Source organism: Streptomyces sp. AP-93 (assembly GCF_022808175.1).
Classification (GTDB): domain Bacteria; phylum Actinomycetota; class Actinomycetes; order Streptomycetales; family Streptomycetaceae; genus Streptomyces.
Genome location: NZ_JALGBX010000013.1, coordinates 54,518 through 76,225, shown reverse-complemented (window position 1 = coordinate 76,225; position 21,708 = coordinate 54,518). Strand labels below are relative to the sequence as shown.

The following is a 21,708-nucleotide window of genomic DNA, read 5'->3' as shown; positions in this document are numbered from 1 at the left end:
CCGGCCCGTGAGGAACACGCCCCGCCGATGAGAGGCTCTCGCCGCCGCGCGTGGCGGGTCACCCCTCGGGGGCGGTGAGCTTCCCGGCCTTCCGGGCCGCCGTCTCCGCGCGCCTGCGTGCCTTCGCGGCCGCTCGCGCGGCCTCCCGGGAGCCGGCGGCCGCGGCCGCGCTCGCCGCCCGCGCCTCCTCCAGGTGCTCCGCCGCGATCCGTACCTCCTCCTCGGCCTGCGCCAACGCTGCGGCCGTGCTGTCCGCCAGCTCCCGTGCCGTGGCCTGTCCGGCGTTCAGGCGGTCCTCCTCTGCCCGGGCTTCGGCCAACTCGGCCCGGACCGCCTCCGCCCGCTCACGCCGGGCCCGCGCTGCGCTCGCACCCGCGCCCGCACCCGCATCCGGGGCCGGCGTCCGCTCGGTCGCGGGGCCCCCGGGCCGGGCCGCTGCCGCCTCCCGCTGGGGCGGAGCCGCGCCGGGCTGCGCTTCGAGGCCGGCGAAGCCGGACGCTGGGTCCGGGGCCTTCACCAGGCGGCCCGCCGCCCATCGGGCCGCGACATCGGGATCGGCGAGGACACCGTGGAAGATCCGCTCGACCTCGTTCAGCACCGGATCGCTCACCGCCTGGCCGACCTCGGCGGCGAGGGAGCGAGCCGTGCGCGCGAGGCGGCCGATCACCACGTGCTGGTCATGCGACAGCTTCCGCAACTGCTCGGCGTCCAGGGTCCGGTGCGCGGATCGCAGCGCCTCGCCGAGTGCGAGGAGTTCCCGGGCCGCCTCCGGCCGGAGACGGGCCGGCAGCCCGGCCGTCCACGCCGCCACCGTCGGTCTGCGCAGCGCGGCGATCGCGGCGGCGAGGTCCCGGTCCCCGGCTTTCCGGGCCCTGGCCACGTACTCGTCCCGGGCCGAGGTGAACTCCGAGGGCCGCACCGCGTACAGCTCCGGCATCACCGACTGCAGGTCCATGTCCATGTCCATGCGCGACAGGATCCCGCCGATGGCCGCACCCCGGCCGGCACCCCGCAGTGCACCGCGCGTCGCCGCGCCCCGTGCGGAGCAGCGACGAGGAAGCTGGTGGGGTACACGTCGTGGGGTTTGGCCGATGCCGGCGAAGGGATTGGGGTGCCGTGGAGCGTACGACCTGCTGTGTGGTGGGGGGCGGGCCCGCCGGGATGGTGCTCGCTCTGCTGCTGGCCCGGGCCGGGGTGGAGGTCACCGTGCTGGAGAAGCACGGCGACTTCCTGCGCGACTTCCGCGGCGACACCGTGCACCCGTCCACCCTGTCGCTGCTGGACGACATCGGCCTCGCCGAGCGGTTCGCCCGGCTGCCGCAGCGGCGGGTGACCTCGGTGCAGCTGCCGATCGGGCCGGACCGCTCCCTCGTCACGGTCGGGAACATCGGGGCGCTGCCCGGGAAGTACAACTACATCGCGATGGTGCCGCAGTGGGACCTGCTCGACCTGCTCGTCGATGAGGCGCGCAAGGAGCCCTGCTTCCGGCTGCGCATGGACACCGAGGCGACGTCCTTCCTGAGGGAACACGGTCGGGTCGCGGGCGTGCGGTATCGCACCGCGGACGGCGCCGCCGGTGAAATCCGGGCCACGCTGACCGTCGCCTGCGACGGCCGCGGGTCCTTCGCCAGGGTGCTGCCCGAGCTCGGCCTCGAGGAATTCGCGTGCCCGATGGACGCCTGGTGGTTCCGGATGCCGCGCCACGAGAGCGATCCCAGCGGGCTCGTGGGAGGCCTGGGCGAGCGGTTCTTCAGCGCGCTCATCGACCGCGGCGACTACTGGCAGTGTGCGGGGCTCATCCCCAAGGGCACCGATGCCGAGCGCCGGGCGGAAGGCCTGGACCGGTTCATGGCCCAGTTCACCCGGGCCGTCCCGTGGCTGGCCGACCGGGCGCACTCGGTCGCCTCCTGGGACGAGGTCAAGCTGCTCGACGTACGGCTGGACCGGCTGCGCCGCTGGCACCGGCCGGGGCTGCTGTGCATCGGCGACGCCGCCCACGCCATGTCGCCGGTCTTCGGCATCGGCATCAACCTCGCCGTGCAGGACGCGGTGGCGGCCGCCCGCCACCTCGTGGGACCGCTGCGCGCGGGGACGGTGGGACTGCACGACGTACGCCGCGTACAGCGCCGCCGCATGCCCACGACGGTGGCGACCCAGGGCCTGCAACGCCTGGCCCACGCCCAGGTCATCGAACCCCTGCTGGCCGGGCGCACCGCGTTCGGCCACCCGCAGGCGGCGAAGCGGCTGACGGAGCTCGTCACCGACTCGCGGTGGCTGAACCGGGTGCCGGCCTACTTCATCGGGTACGGGGCCCTGCGCGAGCGGCCACCGGCGCAGTCCCTCCGCGGCGGCTCCGTGGTGCGGGAGGCGTCATGAGCGAGGGCCCCGTCCTCCTCCCCTACGCCGACCCTGCCTTCGTGGCGGACCCGTTCCCGCTGTACCGGCAGTTGCGCGAGGACGGCCCGGTCCGCCGGGTCGTCATCGCGGGCGGCCTGGAGGCCTGGCTCGTCACCCGCTACGAGGACGGGCTCGCTGCCCTTTCGGATTCCCGCCTCAGCAGCGACGTGCGCGACGCCTCGGACACCCGGCTCCTGAAGCAGCTGCCCGACACGGAGCGCGAGGCGATGCTGGGCAACATGCTGCGCAGTGATCCGCCCGACCACACGCGCCTGCGCCGCCTGGTCTCCAAGGCGTTCACCGCCCACCGCGTGGCCGGGATGCGGCCGCGGATCCAGGCCGTCGCCGACCGGCTGCTGGACGCGGTCGTGGCGGCCGGCCGCGCCGACCTCGTCGCGGACTTCGCGCTGCCGCTCCCGGTCACGGTGATCAGCGAGCTGCTCGGGGTGCCGGTGGACGAGCGGCACGAGTTCCAGCACTGGACCGACCGCATGACCATGCGGGGCGCGGAGCCGCCGGACCCCGCCGTGGTGAACGAGGCGTGGCAGCACATGCGCGCGTACGTCACCGGGCTCATCCGCGCCAAGCGGGCGGACCCGGGCGACGACCTGCTCAGCGCCCTCGTCACCGCCCGGGACGAGGAGCAGCGGCTCACCGAGGACGAGCTGGTCGCGATGGTGTTCCTGCTGCTGGCCGCCGGCTACATCACCACGGTCAACCTGATCGGCGGCGGCATCGCCATGCTGCTCGCCGACCCCGGCCAGCTCGACCTGCTGCGCTCCGATCCCGAGCTGCTGCCGGGCGCGATCGAGGAGTTCCTCCGCTACGACGGCCCGGTCAGCCCCGGCATCGCCCGCTTCGCGCGCTAGGACGTGGAGATCGCGGGCGTGCGCGTCCCGCGCGGCGCGACCGTGCTGATCGGCTCGGCCCTCGCCGACCGGGACCCGGGGCGGTTCCCGGATCCCGACCGCCTGGACATCACCCGGCCGGACAACGCCCACTTGGCGTTCGGGCACGGCATCCACTACTGCCTGGGCGCTCCGCTGGCCCGTCTGGAGGGCCAGATCGCCATCGGCACCGCCCTGCGGCGCCTGCCGGGCCTCGCCCTCGCCGTATCCCCGGCGGAGATCCCCTGGCGCCCCGGAGGCCTCCGGGGGCCTCTGGCCCTGCCGGTGACGTTCACCCCGCACGGCTGGCCGGCCTAGGCCCTGCCGGTCTCCGCCTGGCCTGACGGCCCGGGCGGCGGACAGAACTTCTACAGAATGTTGACGCGCCTCTATCGGAAAGACGCCGGCCCGATGGACGATTCACGTAGCCTGCCCCGTCTATCTGACCACCCGTCAGCGCGGGGAAGGCCGATCCCACCCTCGTTCGTTGGGAGGCCACACGCCATGAACCCGCTCAGCGAGTGTCCCGAACCCGCTTCAGCCCCCTTACCGGAAGTGCCCCTGCCTACGCCGAAGGCAGGGGCACCCAGCCGTCGCGGCATCCTGGGCGGCCTCGGAATGGCCGCAGCCGCTCCGCTCACCCTCGGCGCCGGGAGGAGCCGGCCGCACGGTGGAACACCCCCGGGGCGGGCCATCGTGCTCAGGAACGCCGCCCTCGTGCTCACCATGGACCCCGCCCTCGGTGACGGCCCCCTCGGCACGGCCGAGCACGCAGACGTCCTCATGCAGGACGGCGCCATCGCGGCCGTGGGGAAGCGGTTGCCCACAGCACCCGGCACGCAGGTGATCGATGCCGCCGGCCACCTGGTGATGCCGGGATTCGTCGACGTGCACACCCACCTCTGGCAGTCGTCGATGCGGGGCGGCTGCGCGGACCGCGACCTCTTCGGATGGCTGGCCGACTGCAACCGGGCGACCTTCTCCCGGATCACCCCCGCAGACATGTACCGCTTCGTCCGCCTCGGCGCCCTCGACTCCGTACAGTCCGGCGTGACCACGCTCGTGGACTGGGTGGACGCCCTCCCGTACGACACGACGGTCCAGTACGTACGGGCCCTGGCCGGCACGGGCGTGCGGTTCACCTACGCGATGTTCCAGGCCGAGCGTGAAGCCTCACTGATCACCCGGACGAAGAAGGAGCTCATCGACCCGCTCCCCCTCGCCACGGCGCAGGTCGCCACCCACGCGGCACGGGCCATCAGGGGCCTCAACCGGCTGCACTGGGAGATCGCCCGGGACCTCGGCATCATGCTCAACAGCCATGTCCTCGAACGCGCCGAGCAGCGCGCGGACGACCCGATCGGCACCCTTCTGGAGATCGGCGCGCTGGGGCCGCGGCTGCTCATGAACCACGCGATCCACCTCACGGACGACGAGATCGCCGCGATCGCAGCGCACGACGTACGGGTCGCACACTGTCCGCTCAGCAACATGCGCCTCGCCTCGGGGATCATGCGGCTGCCGGACCTCGGCCGACGCGGCGTCAAGGCCGGGCTCGGCCAGGATGGCGGGACCAACGACTCCTCGGACTTCTTCGCCCTCATGAAGGCGGCCGTCGGTCTTCAGCGCGCACGCTCGCTGGAGGCCTCGGTGTTCCCCCAGGTGCACGACGTGCTGCGCCTCGCCACGCTCGGCGGGGCCGAGGCGATCGGCATGGCCCACACGGTGGGATCCCTGACTCCCGGTAAACGCGCCGACGTCATCGTGATCGACCCCGCCGCGCTCAACTTCGCGCCGCGATTCGACTGGATCAACCAGATCGTCTTCAACGGCCGCCCGGAGAACGTCCGCGCGGTCTTCGTGGACGGCCGTCCCCTCAAGCTGGGCGGCCGCCTCGTCGGCATCGACACCGACCGCGTCGTACGGGAAGCGGAATCCGCGGCCACCCGCCTACGCGCCGCCTCCTGAACCCGGGCACTGCCCCCGCGTCCGTCCGTTCCGGAGGGCGCGCCGCCCGGTCCCTACAGAGCAGCAGGGACCCGGGGGCGCTCAACGCTCCCCCGGGGTCCCTGCCCGCTCATTTCAGGGGTGTGATCAACGACCTTGGAGGGACTTGACGTTGTCGCCGAAGGTCCAGCCCTTCGAGCCGTCCCAGTTGAGCGACCACGTCATGAGCCCCTTCAGCGAACCGCCGAAGGCGTTCCACGACTGGCTGACCAGGCTCGGCGTCATGTAGCCGCCGCCCGCGCCGGGCTGGGCCGGCAGGCCGGGCACCTGCTTGTCGTACGGCACCTTGATGGTGGTGCCCTGGATGGTCAGGCCGTTGTTCAGGCACGTGGTCTGGGCGGTGAATCCCTGGACGGTGCCGGCCTGGTAGGAGTCACCGGAGCAGCCGTACATGCTGCCGTTGTAGTACTGCATGTTCAGCCACCACAGCCGCCCGTTGTCGGCGTACTTCTTGATGATCGGCAGGTAGGAGCCCCAGATCGACCCGTAGGTGACGCTTCCGCCGGTGACGTAGGCGGTTTCGGGAGCCATCGTCAGGCCGAAGCCCGCGGGCATCTGGGCCAGCACGCCGTCGATGATGCGCACCAGGTTGGCCTGGGAGGCGGACAGCGTGTTGATGTTGCCGCTTCCGGTCAGGCCGGTCTCGATGTCGATGTCGATTCCGTCGAAGTTGTACTTCTTGAGGATCGGGACGACGGTCGCCACGAACTTGTCGGCGACGGTGCTGGAGCTCAGGTCGATGCCCGCGGTGGCACCGCCTATCGACATCAGGATCGTGGCGCCGGCCGCCTTGGCCTGGCACATGTCGGCTGGGGTCGAGACCTTGACGCCGACGTCCATGCCGTCCTGCCACAAGACGGTGCCGTCCGAGAGAATCACCGGGAAGGCGGCGTTGATGACGTTGTAGCCGTGCGCGGCGATCCGGCTGTCCGTGATGGGGACCCAGCCCATGCCGGGGTGGACGCCGTTCGCGGCGCCGTCCCAGTTCTCCCAGTAGCCCTGCAGGACCTTGCCCGACGGCTTGGGCTTCGTGGGGCAGGTCTCGCCCGGCGGGGCGGTCGTCGGGGGCGTGGTGGTCGGGGGCACGGTGGTCGGCGGGGCGGTGGTCGGGGGCGCAGTGGTCGGCGGGACGGTCGTCGGCGGCGGCGTGGTGGTCGGCGTGGGGCTGCTGCCGCCGGGGCCGGTGAGCGATACGTCGTCCGCGTGGTACGCGGGCTGCCCGTACCACCCGTGCAGGTAGACGGTCACCGAGGTGGTGCTCGGCCCCGTGGTGAAGCCGACGCTGAGCTGGCCGTACGACGGACTGTTCGGCGTCCAGGTGGACGGGGCACTGGTGAGCCCGGTGCCGGTGGCTCCCAGGTAGACGTAGCTGCCCTGGACGTAAGCACTCAGCGTGTACTGGGAGTTGGGCTGCACGCTGACGGTCTGGACGCACTGGGCGTTGTCCTGGCCGGTCGGCGTGGCCTTGAGCGCGGAGGAGCCCGAACGGACCGGACTACTGACGACCACGCCGGATCCTCCGGAGCAGGTCCAGGCGGAGAGGCCGTTCTCGAATCCGGAGTTGACCACCAGGTTGGTGGCGACGGCATCGGCCGTCGCGGCCCCGGCCGCGACGGAGCCGGCCACGGCGATGCCGGTTCCCATGACGGCGGCGGCGCTCACCCCGGCGAGGGAGCGGTTCAGGACGGTCGTTCCGCGCTTGGCGCGGCCGGCCCGGTTCACAGAAGGGCCGGTGTCAGCCGTCAGGCTCGGAGTACGTGATCTCCGACGGAACATGGTGCGCTCCATTCCCGCCGAGCGCCGTGGACGTGACCGACGCGTGGGGACGTGACGCCCGGCTCTGGGTGAGGTGGGGACAGGTGGGGCTGGTCCGGACCGGATCGTAGGAGGAACGGCAGGGCCGGTCAATAGGTCTGGACCAATAGGAGAGAAGTGGCCGCGCCGGATGGGGACCCGATCCGCGACGTCGGCGGAACGCCGAACCGGTCGTCCCACAGCGGGAGTCCGACCGTGCCGTACCGCGCCGCGCCGCATCGGCGATCGCGTCGGACTCGCCGATGCCCCCGCGAGGCGAGATCCACGGGAACGTAGGGTCGAGGGATGCGTGTACACGGGTGGGCGAGGCGGATCGGGGCGATGGCCGGGGCAGGAGCCCTGACGTTGATGCTGGTGGGGTGCGACTCGGTCATGGAGTCCATCGGGGAGGCCCCGCCTTCAGGCAGGGCCGAGCCCTGCCCCGAGGGTGGAGTACGGCTCGCCGAAGGCGAGGTGAACGCGGCGATGGGGCTGCGGTCATCAGACTTCCAGCTGGTCAACTGCGGCTCGGCGGCATACGTACTGGAGGGCTACCCGGAGGTCCGGCTGCTGGACGGGGAGGACCGGCCCCTCCGGGTGGACATCGGGCACGGGACGAACGGCGTGACCACCTCGACCGCCGGCAGTGCCGCGCCGCCGAAACGGGTGACGCTCCAGCCGGGCCAGGCCGCCACGACGGGACTGCTGTGGCGCAACCTGGTCACCGACTCGACCGTGCCCGCCACCGAGGGGCGGGTGCTGGAGCTCGTCCCCAAGCCGGGCGCGCCCCGGCTGACACTGCGGCTGAACGCGCCCGTGGACCTGGGCAACACCGCCAAGGTGGGGCTCAGCCCCTGGTCGGCGCTCGCACACTGAGCCCAAGCCACGGCGGGGCGCGTGGCGGGGATCCCCGGTCAGCGGCGGCCGGTGGCCAGGACGATGAGGAACTGGCCGCCGCCGGCCTGGATGTCGGCGGTCACCGGCATCCCCGGTACCAGCCGGGAGAACCGGTCCACCAGCCAATCCGCCGCCTCTTGCGCATCCTTCTTGGTCGGACAACGGCCCACCATCTCGCGGCCACCCTTGCGCTCCAGCCTCTCGGCGACGGCGATCAGCGGCGCGGGTTCGACCACGTACAGGCGCTCCGGCCAGGCGATGACCACCTTGACCGCGCCCTTGCGCGTGTTGCACCCGCGGTGCGCGAGCCGTTCGGCGACCTTGGCCTTCCGGTCGGCGGTCCGGCTGTCGACGCTGGGCCCCCGCGGGTCGTTCACCGACTCGTGGGGGTCGACCGGTTCGTCACACACCCAGCAACGCCAGCCGTCACGCTCTGCTACATCATCAAGGAGACTCACCCGAGCAAAGTACCTCCCCGGCCGCCACCCCACTCGCACCAGGGCCATCCCGCCGGGCCCACCGCATCGGGTACGCCCTCCCTTATGAACGGGCCGCCGGCTCCGCTCGGGGTGGTGCGCCGGTGGTGGTCATGGGGGGTGCGGCGTATTCCAGGGCCGTGGACAGTTCGTCCAGGGCGGTGAGGAGGAGGGGTCCGGCGCGGTGCAGCATGCGGTCCGCCTCGTCCCCCGGGTCCTCCCCGTTCCAGGCATTGAGGGCGGTGCGGACCGGTTCCCAGGTCGGGACGAGCTTGTCTCGCACCGCACGGTCCGCGTCCTCGGCCGACTGCTGCAGGGCGGTGGCCAGGGCGGCCGCCGAGGGGAGGTGCGGGCTGCCGGGTTCGGGCAGGTGGGCTTCCAGAAGCATCGTGATGTGGGCTACTTCGGCGAGGGCCTGCTCGGCTCCGGCCTCCGCGGTGCGGGAGAGGCCGCGTTGGCGTACGGGTTCCTTCTCGGCCAGGGCCACGGCGTTGCGCCAGGCGAGGACGGAGGTACGGGCGGACAGGACGGCTTCGCGGGTCTCGCGGGCGCTCTGCCGGGTGGGGTCGGCGTAGTGACGTACGACCGTGGCGGCGTAGACGAGGTCCGCCTTGATCCAGTCGGCGAGGCGGGTGCGCAGTCCGGGCGTCTCCCAGGAGGGGTAGAGGGCGTAGGCCAGCATGGCCAGGCACCCGCCGATGAGGGTCAGGACGAGGCGTGCGGGCACCGATTGGTCGAGGCCCACGCCGGCCATGGCGAGGGTGAAGACGGTGTACGCCGAGGCGGCGACCTGGACGGGCGCGTAGCCGGTGTACATGAAGAGCAGGATCAGTCCTCCGCAGATCACGGAGAGGATCCCGCAGGCCAGGGGTCCGGGCTGGGCGAGTTGCACGATCCCGCCGGCGATGATCAGGCCGACGACGGTGCCGCCGAGGCGGGCCGCGGCACGGCCGTAGGTGTGGGAGAAGCCCGGGCGCATGATCAGGAGGGCGACCAGCGGGACCCAGTAGCCGTGCCCGAAGGGCAGGGCGCGGCCGATGAGGTCGCCCAGCACGACGACGACGGTGGCGCGGACCGCGTGCCGGAACACCGGGTAGTCGTGGTGCAGTTGTCCGCGCACGGTGCGGACGGCTTCCCTGGCCTCCTCGCGGAGTGGAGGGCGTACGAGGGTGTCCCCGCCGTCCGGCCGGCGGTTCTCGCCGGCCCGGCCGCTGTCACCGCTGTCACCACTGTGACCGTTGCTGTCGCTGTGACCGTTGCTGTCGCTGTGACCGTTGCTGTCGCTGTGACCGTTGGTATCGCTGCGATCGCCGCGGGCGGTCTCGGCCACGTCGCGCAGCAGGGCGCGCAGCCGGGTGGCCGCCTGTTCGGCTGCGCCCGTGAGTACGGGGCCGCCCGGGGGGATGTCGATGGCGGCGAGGGCCTGGGGCGGGAGTTCGGCGGGGCGGCCGCGGCGGATCGCGTCGGCCGCCGTGTCCGGGATCGCGGCCGCCGCGGCGAGCAGTTCGTGGGCCCGGTCGCGGGCGGGGCCGTCCTGGTGGCCGCCGGTGAGGGCGGGGTCGGCGAGCGAGGCGAGGACCGGGCGGATCCGCTCGGCCAGGCTCCGCGCACCGTGCAGTTGGGCCGGTCGGCGGCGTAGCTGGCGGGCGCTGAGCGAGGCCGCGTCCCGCGCCTGGGCGAAGGGGCCGGGGGTGAAGGGGGCGGTGGGGTCCTGGCGCAGCCGGCGGGCGTAGTCGGCCTCGGCGGCCAGGGCGTCGGCGAGCGCGTCGCGGTGCCGTCCCCAGCGGCGGATGGGGAAGAGCACCACCAGGGCCGCCTGCACGAGTCCGCCGGCGGCCATCAGGGCGGCCTGCCCCAGGGACTGCGTGATGGTGGCCGGCAGGGTCACGGTCACCAGCATCACCGCGGCGTTGGTCGTGCCGAGGCTGCCCGCGTTGGCTCCCAGCGACCAGGCCATGCCTCCCAGGAACGTCCACAGGGCGACCAGGAGGAGGAAGAGGGGCAGGTAGCCGCCGGTGAGGTAGCTCAGGAAGCTCGTGACGCCGAGGGTCAGCGCCGAGATCACCGGGAGCACCGGGTCGGGCCGCCAACTGCGCTGGAACACCGCGATCCCGCCGAGCAGGGCACCGTAGGCGGCGCCCGCGGCCGCGGTACCGCCGAACAGCCACAGGGCGACGCATCCCGACAGGGCCAGGCCCGCCGTCGCGCGCAGGGTGACCAGCGGTTCGAGCCTGGTCCGCTCGACGCGCAGGCCGGCTCGGGCGATGTCCTTCAGCGTGTTCGTCCAGCCCATGGGGCGAGAGTATGTCCCAGACATGACGGTATCTCCGTAAAACTCTCCCGAGTGAATGACGGCCGGGCCGGGCCGACGCGCGGCCTCAGGTGGTGGCCGGCATCGCGGCCGGCGTCTCACCCGGTCGGCGCTCTCCGATCAGCGAGCGCAGCCACTCCGAGCGGCCCAGCATGACCAGGCCCGCGACGATCAGCAGGGTGCCCTGCCACATGAAGTTGGCGGGCTGCCCGAGTACGAGGTCCAGGCGCGGGAGCCGGCCGTCGATGCCGTCGCCGGTCGCGGCCGCCAGGAACCAGATGCCGATCATCCCGTTCGTGAAGGCCCGCGGCGCGAGAACCATGGTCATCACCACGCCCACCAGGCTCAGGAAGAGCTCGCCGACGACCTGGAGGAAGTAGACGCCGATCAGCCGGCCCAGGGAGACCTTCGCCCCGCCGGTGGCGAGCGAGGAGGTGAGGGCCATGACGAGGAAGGAGAGGCCCACCAGGGCGAGTGCCGTGGCGAACTTTCCGGGGGTGGAGAACCGGCGGCCCCCGCGCACCCAGAACAGTGCGAACACCGGCGCCAGCGCGATCCCGAACACCGAGGCGATGGACTGGGTCCAGCTCGCCGGCATCGCCCATCCGAGGAGGACGATGACACCGGTGGCCGTCAGCGCGTACGTGCCCGTGTCGAGGTTCACGAGGCCGGTACCGGCGGCGAGCAGTACGAGTGCCGCGAGGGCGGCGGCTGCGATCCCCGCGGCGCGCAGCAGGTTGCGGCGTTCGCGCTGGCTGAGGGGGACGACGGGGGGCTCGGCGTAGGTCTCGGCCGTCCGCTTCTTGCCGAGGGCGAACTGCGTCAGTCAGTTGTCGCCCCTGGCGTAGAGGGAGCCCACCATCGCGGTGATGTTGGTCTTGAGAAGGCCCGCGCCGAGGGTGATCAGGAGCAGGCCGGGCCGAAGTGCACCAGGATCGCAATCATCCCGTAGAGGCTGAAACGCTCCCACATCTCCGTCAGGGCGAGTACCGCCAGGCCGCGGGGGTGCTGCCGGAGCGGCGCCGGGGAAGGCGCCGCCGGCCCGTTCGCATCACACCGTCAGGCCTCGAGCCGGCCCGCCGCGAGGGCGTCCTTGACCTCGCGCACCACGCGGGCCGCGTCCTCCGGGCTGTGCACCACATCGGTGTGATTCATGTCGATGACGAGGACGTCACTGGCCGAGTAGTGCTTGTGCACCCAGTCGTCGTAGCCGGACCACAGGGTCCGGTAGTACTCGACGAGGCTCTCGTCCTGCTCGAAATCGCGGCCCCGCAGGCCGATGCGGTGCAGCACCGTCTCGAAGTCCGCCTTGAGGTAGACCATGAGATCGGGCGCCTTGCGGTACGGCAGGCCGTCGATCTCGCGCATCATCTCGCCCAGCAGCCCCTCGTACACCCGCATCTCGAGGGAGCTGATCCGGCCCAGGTCGTGATTGACCTTGGCGAAGTACCAGTCCTCGTAGATGGACCGGTCCAGGACGTTGTCGCCCTGCTTGTACGCCTCCTTGATCGCGGCGAACCGGGTCTGCAGGAAGTAGAGCTGCAGGAGGAAGGGGTAGCGCTTCGCCTGGATCTCCTCGGGGCTCGCCGTGTAGAAGAGCGGGAGGATCGGATTGTCTTCCACGCTCTCGTAGAAGACTTCGCTGCCCAGCTCCTTGGCGAGCAGCTCGGCGACGCTCGTCTTGCCGATTCCGATCATGCCTCCGACGCAGATCACTGGCATACCTCACTTCTCCCTGGGGATCTTCTGTTCGCGGGCGCGTGGGCCGGGCGCCCCACCCCACTGGGCCGCGTGTCGGTGGTCGCTCGATTCCCCATGATCTTCGTGATCAGCGTCATGCGGTGCCGGTCCGGGCCGAGGCCCGGACGCAGGACGCCCCCCTCGACCGGCCGGACCGGCCCGTTCCGCAGAGCCGCGTACGGCCACGAGCCACCACCCCGCGGCCGCCCTGAAGCATAAATGACTCCCGGGGGCCTTTCGGGCGGGGGAGGACGGCGCCCTCCCCCGCCCGGGCATCGCGTGGGCGCAGCGACATCCCCGGCGCCGTCTCCGTCAGTTTTCAGCCCGTCAAAGGCATTGACTGAAATTTCCGTCAGTCCCTACTGTGAGCGCACCCCGACCGACCCTGGATGGTCGGGGCCGCTGACGGCTTCATGCAAGCCCCCGTGTACAGGAGCCCACATGGCCCCGGTTGACTCACACCCGCACAACTCCGCATCTCCTGCGGGCATCGAACAGCACTCGATCGACTGGGTGCCCCTCTCCGAACGGCATGGCAAACCCTCGAGCGTCGGGGCCATCTGGTTCGTCGGCAGCCTCAACCTCACCGGCCTGGCGACCGGCGTCGTGACGCTGTCCATGGGGGCTTCGCTCGTCTGGACCGTGGTCGCCACGGTCCTCGGCTCGCTCTTCGGGACGTTCTTCATGGCGTTCCACTCGGCCCAGGGCCCCCAACTGGGATTGCCCCAACTGGTGCAGTCGAGGGCGCAGTTCGGCTACCTGGGCGCTGCACTGACGGTGTGGGTGTTCGCGCTCGTCAACTACATCGCCTTCAACACTTCCGATGCCCTGCTGTCCGGCCAGGCCATGAACCTGCTCACCGGAGTTCCCAACGGAATCGGCTATCTGCTGGCCGCCGCGGTGGCGACCGTGATCGCCCTGTTCGGGTACGAGTGGATCCACCGCCTCAACAGGTGGCTCACCTGGCCCTTCGTCGTGGTCACCGCAGCAGTCACCGTGTCCGCCCTGTTCGGCGGAGGGCTGCCGGACGGCGTCTGGGACGCCGGCCCGTTCGACCTCGCCCCGTTCATGCTCGTCTTCGTCTTCGTCGCCGGCTTCCAACTGGGCTGGGCGCCGTACGTCTCGGACTACTCGCGCTACCTCAGACCCGATGTCCCCGTGCGCAGCACCTTCTGGTGGACCTACCTGCCGAGCGCCGTCTCCGGGATCTGGGTGTTCATCCTCGGCGCCGTGGTCTCGGCCGCCGCACCCAAGGGCACGGATCCGGTGACCGCCCTGAAGCTGTCGGCTGACCGGTTGTTCAGCGGATTCGGCACGATCGCCGTCGTCGTCCTGCTGGTCGGCCTGCTCTCCATCATGGCGATCAACCAGTACGGCGGCAGCCTGACCATGATCTCGATCTTGGACTCGTTCCGGCCGGTCAAGCCGACGCGGACCCTGCGGGTCGCGACGATCGGGATCATGCTGGCGGCCGTCGGAACGGTCTCCACCCTTGTCGGCATCGACCAGTTCAACTGGTTCTTCGCCAACGTGGTGGTGGTGCTGACGTACCTGTTCATCCCCTGGACGGCCATCAACCTGGTCGACTTCTTCTTCGTCCGGCGCGGCCAGTACGTCGTCAAGGAGATCTTCAACCCGCACGGCATATACGGCCGATGGGGCTGGCGAGGAAATCTCGCCTACGGCATCGGCCTGGCCTGCATGGCGCCGTTCATGGTCATCACCGGCCTCTACGTCGGTCCCGTCGCGGAGCTCCTCGGAGGCGTGGACTGCTCGATCGCCGTCGGCCTCCCCGTGGCCGGCCTCCTCTACTGGGCCTTCGCCCGGAGTCTCGATCTGGCCACCGAACGCCAGATGGTCCGAGAGGAGGGACTGCTGGCACCACCCCACTGAACATCCCGCAGTGCACGGACGGAACGAACCCATTCCATGAGGAGCACCACGTGAACACAGAGCACAGCGGCGCCACACCGGGCATGAGCCGCAGAACCCTCCTGACCCGAACCGGAGCAGTTGCGGCCGGTTTGGCGGTGGGGCCCGTACTCGGCGGCATTCAGCCGGCCCAGGCCGCGGGCTGGCGCGTGCCGGGTGAAGAGACCTCGCACAAGCGGACCTGGATGGCCTGGCCCTCCAGCTACACGATCTGGGGCAGCACGCTGTCCAAGATCCAGACCGACATCGCCAAGCTCGCCAAGGAGGTCGCCAAGTACGAGCCGGTCACGATGTGCGCGGACGGCTCGTCGGCCGCATCGCAGGCCCGGAGCATGTGCGGGTCCACCGTCACGGTGATCAGTTCGGTTCCCGTCTCGGACTGCTGGATGCGGGACACCGGCCCGCTGTTCCGCGTCGACGACGTCGGCGGCCTGGACTCGATCGGCCTGAACTTCAACGCCTGGGGCGAGAACGCCACGACCTTCTACGGCATCCCCGGTTCCGCCTACAACAAGGACCGCGTCGTCGCGCAGAAGCTCGCCGCCTACACGGGCGTCGCGTTCGCCAAGTCGTCCGTGGTCGGCGAGGGCGGCGGTGTGGAGTACGACGGCGACGGCACGCTGATGGCGACCGAGAGCTGCTGGGTGAACAGCAACCGCAATCCCGGCAAGACGCGCAGCCAGATCGAGGCGGAGCTGCTGGCCCGGTTCGGCGCCACGAAGATGATCTGGCTGCCCGGCGTCTACGGGGAGGACGTCACCGACGGCCACATCGACGGCACCGCCCGGTACATCAAGCCCGGCGTGGTGATGGTGCAGCTGAACGGCGCCGTACGGCCGGCCGTCTGGACCCGGAACGCCCAGGCCATCCACGACGTCCTGGTGAACGCGACCGACGCGAGAGGACGCCGGCTGCAGGTCCTCACCATCCAGGGCCCCGACACCCTGCCGCGCATCGCGGCCGGCAAGCGGGCCGACTTCCTGAGCTCCTACATGAACTGGACGGTGACCAACCAAGCGGTGATCACCACCCAGTTCGGCGACATCGCCAAGGACGCGGCGGCCAAGTCGGCCATCGCGGCCGCCTACGGCAGGCCCGTCGTACAGCTCAACCTCGACAACCTCTACGGGAACGGCGGCGGTGGCGCACATTGCGTCACCATGCAGGAGCCCAACCGCTGAACAACCGGCCCGGGTCTCGCCTTCCAGGCCCGGGCCGGCCTCCGATCCACCCCTCCCTGACTAAATTTTCAGTCACATCGAAGAATCCATTGACTGAATTTTCAGTACGGACCAGGATGTGAGACGCATCTCTCGCTCTTGTTCACCAGGGAGTCCCATGAACAACACCCCAGCCACGTCCCGACGCAGGCTGCTCCAGTTCGGCGCGGCGGCGCTGCCGCTCGCGGCCCTCGGCTCGGCCCTGCCGGGGGTCGCCCGGGCGTCAACGGCCGCCGGCGGCTCCACCGCACTGCGGATGCCCGCGGAAGAGGGCCGGCACGTCCGTACCTTCATGGCCTGGCCGGCGCTTTCCTCCGTGTGGGGCAACAGCCTCGGCGCGGTGCGCGGGGACATCGCGAACGTGGCGTACGCGATCTCGCGCTACGAGCCCGTCGTGATGCTGGCCCGCGCCGGTCAGGCCGCGGACGCCCGGTACCTGTGCGGGAGCGGCGCCTACTACGGAATCGACGTCGTCGAAATAGCCAACGACGACCTGTGGATCCGGGACTTCGGCCCCACCTTCGTCGTGGGCCCCGGCTCGATCGCCGGAGTGGACACCAACTTCAACGGATGGGGCAAGGCCGGCACGTCGTACGCCCAGCCCTTCGCCAACGACGCCGTGGCCGCCGAGACGCTCCTCGGTCAGTACGGCGTCAACCGGATCCAGGCGTCGTTCGTGGGCGAGGGCGGTTCACTGGAGACCGACGGCCAGGGAACCCTGCTGGCCACGGTGAGCTCGATGGTCAACAGCAACCGCAATCCGGGCAAGTCGCAGGACCAGGTCGAGCAGGCCATGAAGGCGGCGCTCGGCATCGACAAGGTGATCTGGGTCCCGGGCCTGGCCGGCCAGGACATCACCGACTGCCACATCGACTGCCTCGCCCGCTTCACCGCGCCCGGCAAGGTCATCCTGGACAAGCCCGGCCCCGGCGCCGACAGCAAGTGGATCGCGGTCTACGAGGAGACCGCGCGGATCCTGAAGACCGCCACCGACGCCCAGGGCCGCGCGCTGACCATCACCGAACTTCCCGGGCCGGACCGCAGCGCCATCCGCAGGCAGGGCAAGGACTTCCTGTCGAGCTACACCAACTACTACACGGTGAACGGCGCCGTCATCGCTCCGCAGTTCGGTGACGGCTACGCCGACGGCCTGGCCTACACCATCCTGCAGTCCGCCTATCCCAGCCGGAACGTCGTCCAGCTCAACATCGACAACATCGCCTCCGGTGGCGGCGGAATCCACTGCGCCACCCAGTCGCAGCCGGTCGTACCCCCGTTGGCCTGACCCCTCGGGACTGTCCGTCGGCGTCGGGCCGAGCGCCCGACGCCGGCGGGCTGGTCCCGGTGGTGACCCACCCGGCGCTCGTGCCGCCTGGAATGAGTCGGCACACACGGGCGCGAAGATCAGGTCTCGCTCAGCCCGATGCACTTGGACCGCTGAGGGATGTCCCGCACGGCCTCGTCGATGACGACCAGGGCGTCCCCGGCGAGCAGGTCGCCCTCGTCGAAGGCCAACTCCACCGAGGGGATGCGCCCGTAGGTGGTGAGCACCCGCGGGCCTCCGCGCTTGGCTCGACTTGCGAAATCCTCGCGTGTTACCTGCCGGTAGGGAATGATGGCCGACGACCACCCACACGACAGGGGCTGACGCAGCGGTGACGACTTTCGACGAACGGACCCTCGTGCACGCGTTCCGGGACGACGCACTGGGAGAGCACGACGCCGTCGGTCTCGCCGCGGCGATCCGGCGGGGTGAGGTGTCCCCCGCCGAAGCCGCGCGGGACGCCGCGGCGCGGGTGCGGGCGGTCGACGCACGGCTCGGCGCGGTCCAGGTGCACGTCGACAGCCCGGCGCATGCCGTCGGAACGGGCGGGGCTTTCGCCGGGGTGCCGACCTTCGTCAAGGACAACACCGATTTCCAGGGGCTGCCCACGGGCCACGGCAGCGCCGCCTTCCGGCCGAGGGCGGCTCGGCAGCACGCGCCGTTCACCCGGCAGTTCCTGAGCAGCGGCGTCACCGTTCTGGGCAAGACCCGGCTGCCCGAATTCGGGTTCAGCCCGACCACCGAGTACGACGGTGCGGAGCCGGTGCGCAACCCCTGGCACACGGACTACTCGGCGGGCGGTTCGTCCGGCGGCAGCGCGGCCCTGGTAGCCGCCGGCGCCGTGCCGATCGCCCACGCCAATGACGGCGGTGGCTCGATCCGCATACCCGCGGCCTGCTGTGGACTCGTCGGGCTCAAGCCGTCCCGTGGACGCGTCGTGGCCAGCGCTCTGGGCCGCCAACTGCCGCTCGACATCATCTCCGACGGAGTCGTGAGCCGTTCCGTGCGGGACGCCGCCGCCTTCCTCGCCGCTGCGGAGCGGTACCGTCGGAGCCCCGCACTGCCGCCCGTCGGCCTCGTCGAAGGCCCCTCGGCGCGACGGCTGCGCATCGGGTTCCTGCTGGACTCGCCGAACGGCGTCCACTCCGACGCCTCCACCCGGGCGGCGGTCACCGAGACCGTAAAGACGCTCGGACGGCTCGGACACACCGTGGAGCCGGTGGAGTTGGACATGGATCCGAGTTTCACCGACGACTTCCTCACGTACTGGGGGATGCTGTCCTTCCTCCTCGGCGTAACCGGCCGGACCCTCGGCGCGGACTTCGACCGCCGCCGCATGGACGGCCTCAGCCAGGGGCTGCGCGAGGAGTACCTGCGCAACTGGCGGCGGACTCCCGGCGTGCTGCGGCGGCTGAAGCGTACGAAGGAGGCCTACGCGGCGTCCTTCCGCGGGCTCGACCTCGTGATGTCGCCGGTTCTCGCCCACACCACGCCGCCGATCGGCCACCTCAGCCCGACCGTTCCCTACGCGAAGCTGATGGAGCGGATCCTCGCGTACGTGGCCTTCACGCCGGTCGACAACGTCGTCGGTACTCCGTCGATCTCGATGCCCGCCGCGAGCGCGACGCCGGACGGGCTGCCCGTCGGTGTCATGTTCGCCGCCCGTCCCGGTGGTGAGCGCAAACTGCTGGAGATCGCCTTCGAGCTGGAGGCCGACCGGCCGTTCAGGCGCATTCAGGACCAGTGACGTAGGGGGTGGGAGACGTGCGGGGCCTGCGGCCGCTAGGCCGCTACCCGGTGACCGGTGGCGGGTGCTCCACGCGCAGGGGCTCGAAAGCGATGCGGGTCAGCGATCCGTCGTCCGCCCATCCCACCTCGATGGAGCTCTGGTCCGCCGTCACCCGGGTGACCGCCTCGGCGATCGGCGCCGGATCCGGCTCGCCGGTGCCCGTGCCTGTGCCGGCGAGCGCGACGAGCGCTGCGTACAGGCCCGTTCCCCCGGCCTCGGCCGTCAGGCGGGGCACGCTCGCCCATCGTGTGAAGGCGGTCCCGGCCGGCGCCCTCGCCTCGTCCCTCGCCTCCCAGCCGTGGAGCGGGTGGAGCTCCGAGCGCAGTGGGTCCTCGGGCCCCGTGGCCCAGCCCGTCTGTTCCAGGCGGGCGCCGTACGGGGCTCCGTGCACCCGGTGCACGCGCAGTTCGTGCCGGCCACGGACGAAGGTCACGCTCTCCACGCGCAGGCCGGGGACCGTCGGCGCGCCTGCCGGGAAGACCGGCCGGTGCCAGGACGCGGCCCAGCCCCAGCCGTTCCCCTGTCCGGTGCCCAGCGGGTGGATGCGCCGCCGGGCACTGCGGGCGCCCGCCACGACCACGGCGAGGTGGTTGTCCGGGGTGTTGGCGCCCGCGGTGGGGCCGCTGCGGGTGGAGTAGGCCTGGCGGGAGTAGAACGGGTCCTCGTCGCGGGCGGCTTCCGGCTGGTCCGGCCCGACGTGGTCGCTCCCGTGGTTGTGCAGTCGTACGATCCCGTCGGCGCGGGTGGTCTGGATCAACAGCCCGGGCACGGACAGCGCGAGCACCTGGTCGGGTCCCTCACTGGGCGCGGGCTCTTCCGTCGCGGTCCACAGGGGGTGCGTCGCCGGGGCGAGCAGGCAGACGAAGGCCTTGGAAGCCCAGTACGGCGAGGCCGGCCCGGAATAGCGCTGCAGGGTCGCCCCGTGCGGGCCGTGCCAGCCGAGGCCCAGCAGGCCGTCGGCGCCGACGGCGCCCCGGTCGAGGAAGTAGCGCAGTGATCCGCTGATCAGGCGGCGCGAGGCGCCGGGGGTGAGCGGGGTGTGGCCGGTGGCGGCGCCGAGGCCGACGGCGGACGCGGCGGCGAAGCGGTAGGTGAGGGAGCGCCCGAAGTGGATCGGCGCCCCGTCCGCCCCGAAGAGGAGGGAGAAGCCCTCCAGGTGGGCCCGCAGACGGTCACCGTGCGGGGCCGGCCGGTCCGGCTTCAGCGCCCGATCCCACCGGAGCGCCCGGTCCGGCGAGGCGTCGAAGTGGGCGAGGTGGGCGTCGAGTACCGGATACAGGTGCAGCGCCCAGCCGTTGTAGTGGTCGAAGGCGCGGCCTTCGCCGTCGGCGTACCAGCCCTGGCCCGCGTACCAGCCCTCCAGGAGGTCGAGGGCGCGGCTGCGGACCCTGGCCGTCTCGGCGTCGCCGCGGCCCACGGATTCCAGGAATCCGGCCACGGTGTAGGGGAAGAGGTACCAGTTGTTGGGGGCGGGCACATGGCGCAGGGCGCCGCGCAGCCACTCCTCCGTCCGGTCCCGCACCGCGCTGTCGAGGCGGTCCCACAGCCACGGCCGGGTCAGCCTCAGCCCGAGGGCCACCGAGGCCGACTCGACCATGGGCTGGCCCCCCGCGTGCACGTCGCGGATGATCGGCCAGGACTCCGCATCGTCGCGGCCCGGCGTCCGGGTTCCCGCCGCCAGGCCGTCCGCGTACCGCTCCAGCCAGCCGTACGGGTCCGCTCCCCCGGCCCCGGACACGCGGAACGCCGCGGCGAGGAAGGTCCGTGCGTACCCTTCGAGCCCGTCGGAGCGCACCCCGGAGGCGGACGGCCGTCCCGGCAGGTCGAGCAGGGCCCCGCGCGGCGTGGCCCACCGCCAGGCCGCGCGCAGCAGCCCGTCGGCCACCGCCTCCCAGTGCGCGCGCGTGTAGCCGGTGCGGGGGCTCAACACGCGGTCTTCGCGGGGCAGTCCGGGAAGGGTCATGCGGGGATCTTGATCGAATGGCCACAGCGGATCAAGGGGGCGGGTCAAGGGAGCGGATCTAGGGAGCGGATCAAGGCGGGTCGAAGCGATCGAGCGGTGGCGGGACGGTCAGGCCGAGGCGTCCCAGGCCGTCGTCAGCCCGTCCAGCCACGCGGGCGGCAGCTCCGCCGCGTCCCACTCCTCCCGCAGCGCCTGCGGCTCGGCGACGAGCCGCTCCAGTACGGCGATGCTCGTGGCGGAGTGGACGAGCGAGAAGCGGCCGTGCACCGTGGTGGCGCTGCCCGCTCCGAACCGCGCGAACAGCCGCCCGAGCCGGTCCCGGTGTGCTTCGGTGAACTCCGTCAACCGCCCCGCGTAGCGGGCCCGCTGCCTCGTGCTCAGCGTGGCGAGCACGGCGGTGAGCACCTCCTCGGTCGCCTCCGGATCCAGCTCCGAGACCTCGGTGAACGACAGGTACAGGGGTGTGAGCGCCACTTGTGCCCGCTCCACCTCCATGCGCCTGGCCCGCGGGCGCGGTCCGGCCGCGTCCTGTTCCCCGTCCGGGCTCACCACCCGTAGCAGGGTCCGCTCGGTGACGGCGCCCAGCTCCGCCAAGAGGTTCCCGGCGCCGTCGAGCCATCCCGACTCGTACGGCTCGCCCTTGTCCCCCGGCGCGCTCCGGTCCACGCCGCTCAGTTCCCCGTGCACGAGCGCGAGCGTGCCCGCCTCCAGCAGACCGATCAGTTCGCGCGCGTCACCGGCAGGGACCCCTGCTCGTGCGAGGAGTCGCAGGAGCGTCGTCCTCGCGTTGTCGACACTGACCTCGTCCGGCCACTGCCGTCCCTCGTCGGCCCCGCTCATCAGATCCTCTCCGTTCTCGGCCACCGCACCGCCCAGCGCTCCATTGTGACCGAGCGCCGTCGAGCAGGCCGGACCCGGCCGTCCCCGGTTCATCCCCGCTGCTGCGGGAACTGGCTTCCTGAGCTGGGACT

At 71.6% G+C, this 21,708-nt stretch carries 16 protein-coding genes and 2 pseudogenes; 8 read left to right on the top strand and 10 right to left on the bottom strand.

Annotation, left to right across the window (positions count from 1 at the left end; translation table 11 throughout):
* Positions 1-58: 58 nt before the first annotated feature.
* A complete protein-coding gene (locus MTF69_RS22025; RefSeq protein WP_243336818.1) occupies positions 59-967 on the bottom strand; it encodes a hypothetical protein in 909 nt (302 codons plus the stop codon).
* Positions 968-1,116: 149 nt separating this feature from the next.
* Between MTF69_RS22025 and MTF69_RS22020 the strand changes: the two genes are divergently transcribed.
* The 3 genes and pseudogenes from MTF69_RS22020 (at position 1,117) to MTF69_RS22010 (ending at position 5,252) form a co-directional block, all read left to right on the top strand.
* A complete protein-coding gene (locus tag MTF69_RS22020) occupies positions 1,117-2,376 on the top strand; it encodes an FAD-dependent oxidoreductase (protein ID WP_243336816.1) in 1,260 nt (419 codons plus the stop codon).
* Positions 2,373-3,602, top strand: a pseudogene (locus tag MTF69_RS22015) (cytochrome P450). Before MTF69_RS22020 ends, MTF69_RS22015 begins: the two are co-directional and overlap by 4 nt.
* A gap of 378 nt (positions 3,603-3,980) precedes the next feature.
* Positions 3,981-5,252: an amidohydrolase family protein gene (locus MTF69_RS22010; protein WP_243336814.1), complete on the top strand. Its 1,272-nt coding sequence runs from the start codon at positions 3,981-3,983 to the stop codon at positions 5,250-5,252.
* Positions 5,253-5,378: 126 nt separating this feature from the next.
* On the opposite strand, the gene MTF69_RS43465 is transcribed toward MTF69_RS22010, so the two are convergent.
* Both MTF69_RS43465 and MTF69_RS43460 read right to left on the bottom strand, forming a co-directional pair.
* Positions 5,379-6,377, bottom strand: coding sequence for a chitinase (locus MTF69_RS43465; protein WP_374323565.1), 999 nt, complete (start codon positions 6,375-6,377; stop codon positions 5,379-5,381).
* Between the two features lie 150 nt (positions 6,378-6,527).
* Positions 6,528-6,935, bottom strand: a pseudogene (locus MTF69_RS43460) (carbohydrate binding domain-containing protein); the annotation flags it as partial.
* A 456-nt stretch (positions 6,936-7,391) separates the two neighbouring features.
* On the opposite strand from MTF69_RS43460, the gene MTF69_RS22000 reads away from it, so the two are divergent.
* Positions 7,392-7,961, top strand: a complete 570-nt coding sequence (locus MTF69_RS22000; RefSeq protein WP_243336812.1) for a DUF4232 domain-containing protein — start codon at positions 7,392-7,394, stop codon at positions 7,959-7,961.
* 38 nt (positions 7,962-7,999) lie between these two features.
* Here MTF69_RS22000 and MTF69_RS21995 read toward each other — a convergent pair whose 3' ends face one another.
* From MTF69_RS21995 to MTF69_RS21980, 4 genes are all read right to left on the bottom strand, one after another.
* Positions 8,000-8,440, bottom strand: a complete 441-nt coding sequence (locus MTF69_RS21995; RefSeq protein WP_243336811.1) for a hypothetical protein — start codon at positions 8,438-8,440, stop codon at positions 8,000-8,002.
* A gap of 82 nt (positions 8,441-8,522) precedes the next feature.
* The gene (locus MTF69_RS21990) at positions 8,523-10,751 is read right to left on the bottom strand and encodes an FUSC family protein (RefSeq protein ID WP_243336810.1); all 2,229 of its coding nucleotides are present in this window, start codon (positions 10,749-10,751) and stop codon (positions 8,523-8,525) included.
* 85 nt (positions 10,752-10,836) lie between these two features.
* Entirely contained in the window at positions 10,837-11,433 is a 597-nt protein-coding gene (locus MTF69_RS21985; RefSeq protein WP_243336809.1) for a hypothetical protein, read from the bottom strand.
* Between the two features lie 395 nt (positions 11,434-11,828).
* Positions 11,829-12,491, bottom strand: a complete 663-nt coding sequence (locus tag MTF69_RS21980; RefSeq protein WP_243336808.1) for a deoxynucleoside kinase — start codon at positions 12,489-12,491, stop codon at positions 11,829-11,831.
* A 459-nt stretch (positions 12,492-12,950) separates the two neighbouring features.
* Between MTF69_RS21980 and MTF69_RS21975 the strand changes: the two genes are divergently transcribed.
* The 3 genes from MTF69_RS21975 to MTF69_RS21965 all read left to right on the top strand — a co-directional run bounded on the left by MTF69_RS21975 (position 12,951) and on the right by MTF69_RS21965 (position 16,946).
* Complete coding sequence (locus MTF69_RS21975; RefSeq protein WP_243336807.1) at positions 12,951-14,402, top strand: cytosine permease; 1,452 nt, start codon at positions 12,951-12,953, stop codon at positions 14,400-14,402.
* A gap of 50 nt (positions 14,403-14,452) precedes the next feature.
* Positions 14,453-15,622, top strand: coding sequence for an agmatine/peptidylarginine deiminase (locus tag MTF69_RS21970; RefSeq protein WP_243336805.1), 1,170 nt, complete (start codon positions 14,453-14,455; stop codon positions 15,620-15,622).
* 157 nt (positions 15,623-15,779) lie between these two features.
* On the top strand, positions 15,780-16,946 hold the full coding sequence (locus MTF69_RS21965; protein WP_243336804.1) for an agmatine deiminase family protein: 1,167 nt from the start codon (positions 15,780-15,782) through the stop codon (positions 16,944-16,946).
* 119 nt (positions 16,947-17,065) lie between these two features.
* On the opposite strand, the gene MTF69_RS21960 is transcribed toward MTF69_RS21965, so the two are convergent.
* Complete coding sequence (locus MTF69_RS21960) at positions 17,066-17,212, bottom strand: hypothetical protein (RefSeq protein ID WP_243336801.1); 147 nt, start codon at positions 17,210-17,212, stop codon at positions 17,066-17,068.
* A 104-nt stretch (positions 17,213-17,316) separates the two neighbouring features.
* Here MTF69_RS21960 and MTF69_RS21955 point away from each other — a divergent pair, with 104 nt between their 5' ends.
* Positions 17,317-18,732, top strand: coding sequence for an amidase (locus tag MTF69_RS21955; protein WP_243336800.1), 1,416 nt, complete (start codon positions 17,317-17,319; stop codon positions 18,730-18,732).
* Positions 18,733-18,775: 43 nt separating this feature from the next.
* Here MTF69_RS21955 and MTF69_RS21950 read toward each other — a convergent pair whose 3' ends face one another.
* Both MTF69_RS21950 and MTF69_RS21945 read right to left on the bottom strand, forming a co-directional pair.
* Positions 18,776-20,737 carry a DUF2264 domain-containing protein gene (locus MTF69_RS21950; protein WP_243336799.1) on the bottom strand — a complete coding sequence of 654 codons (1,962 nt, stop codon included), beginning with the start codon at positions 20,735-20,737 and terminating at the stop codon, positions 18,776-18,778.
* Between the two features lie 108 nt (positions 20,738-20,845).
* Positions 20,846-21,601, bottom strand: a complete 756-nt coding sequence (locus tag MTF69_RS21945) for a hypothetical protein (protein WP_308401439.1) — start codon at positions 21,599-21,601, stop codon at positions 20,846-20,848.
* Between the last annotated feature and the right edge of the window lie 107 nt (positions 21,602-21,708).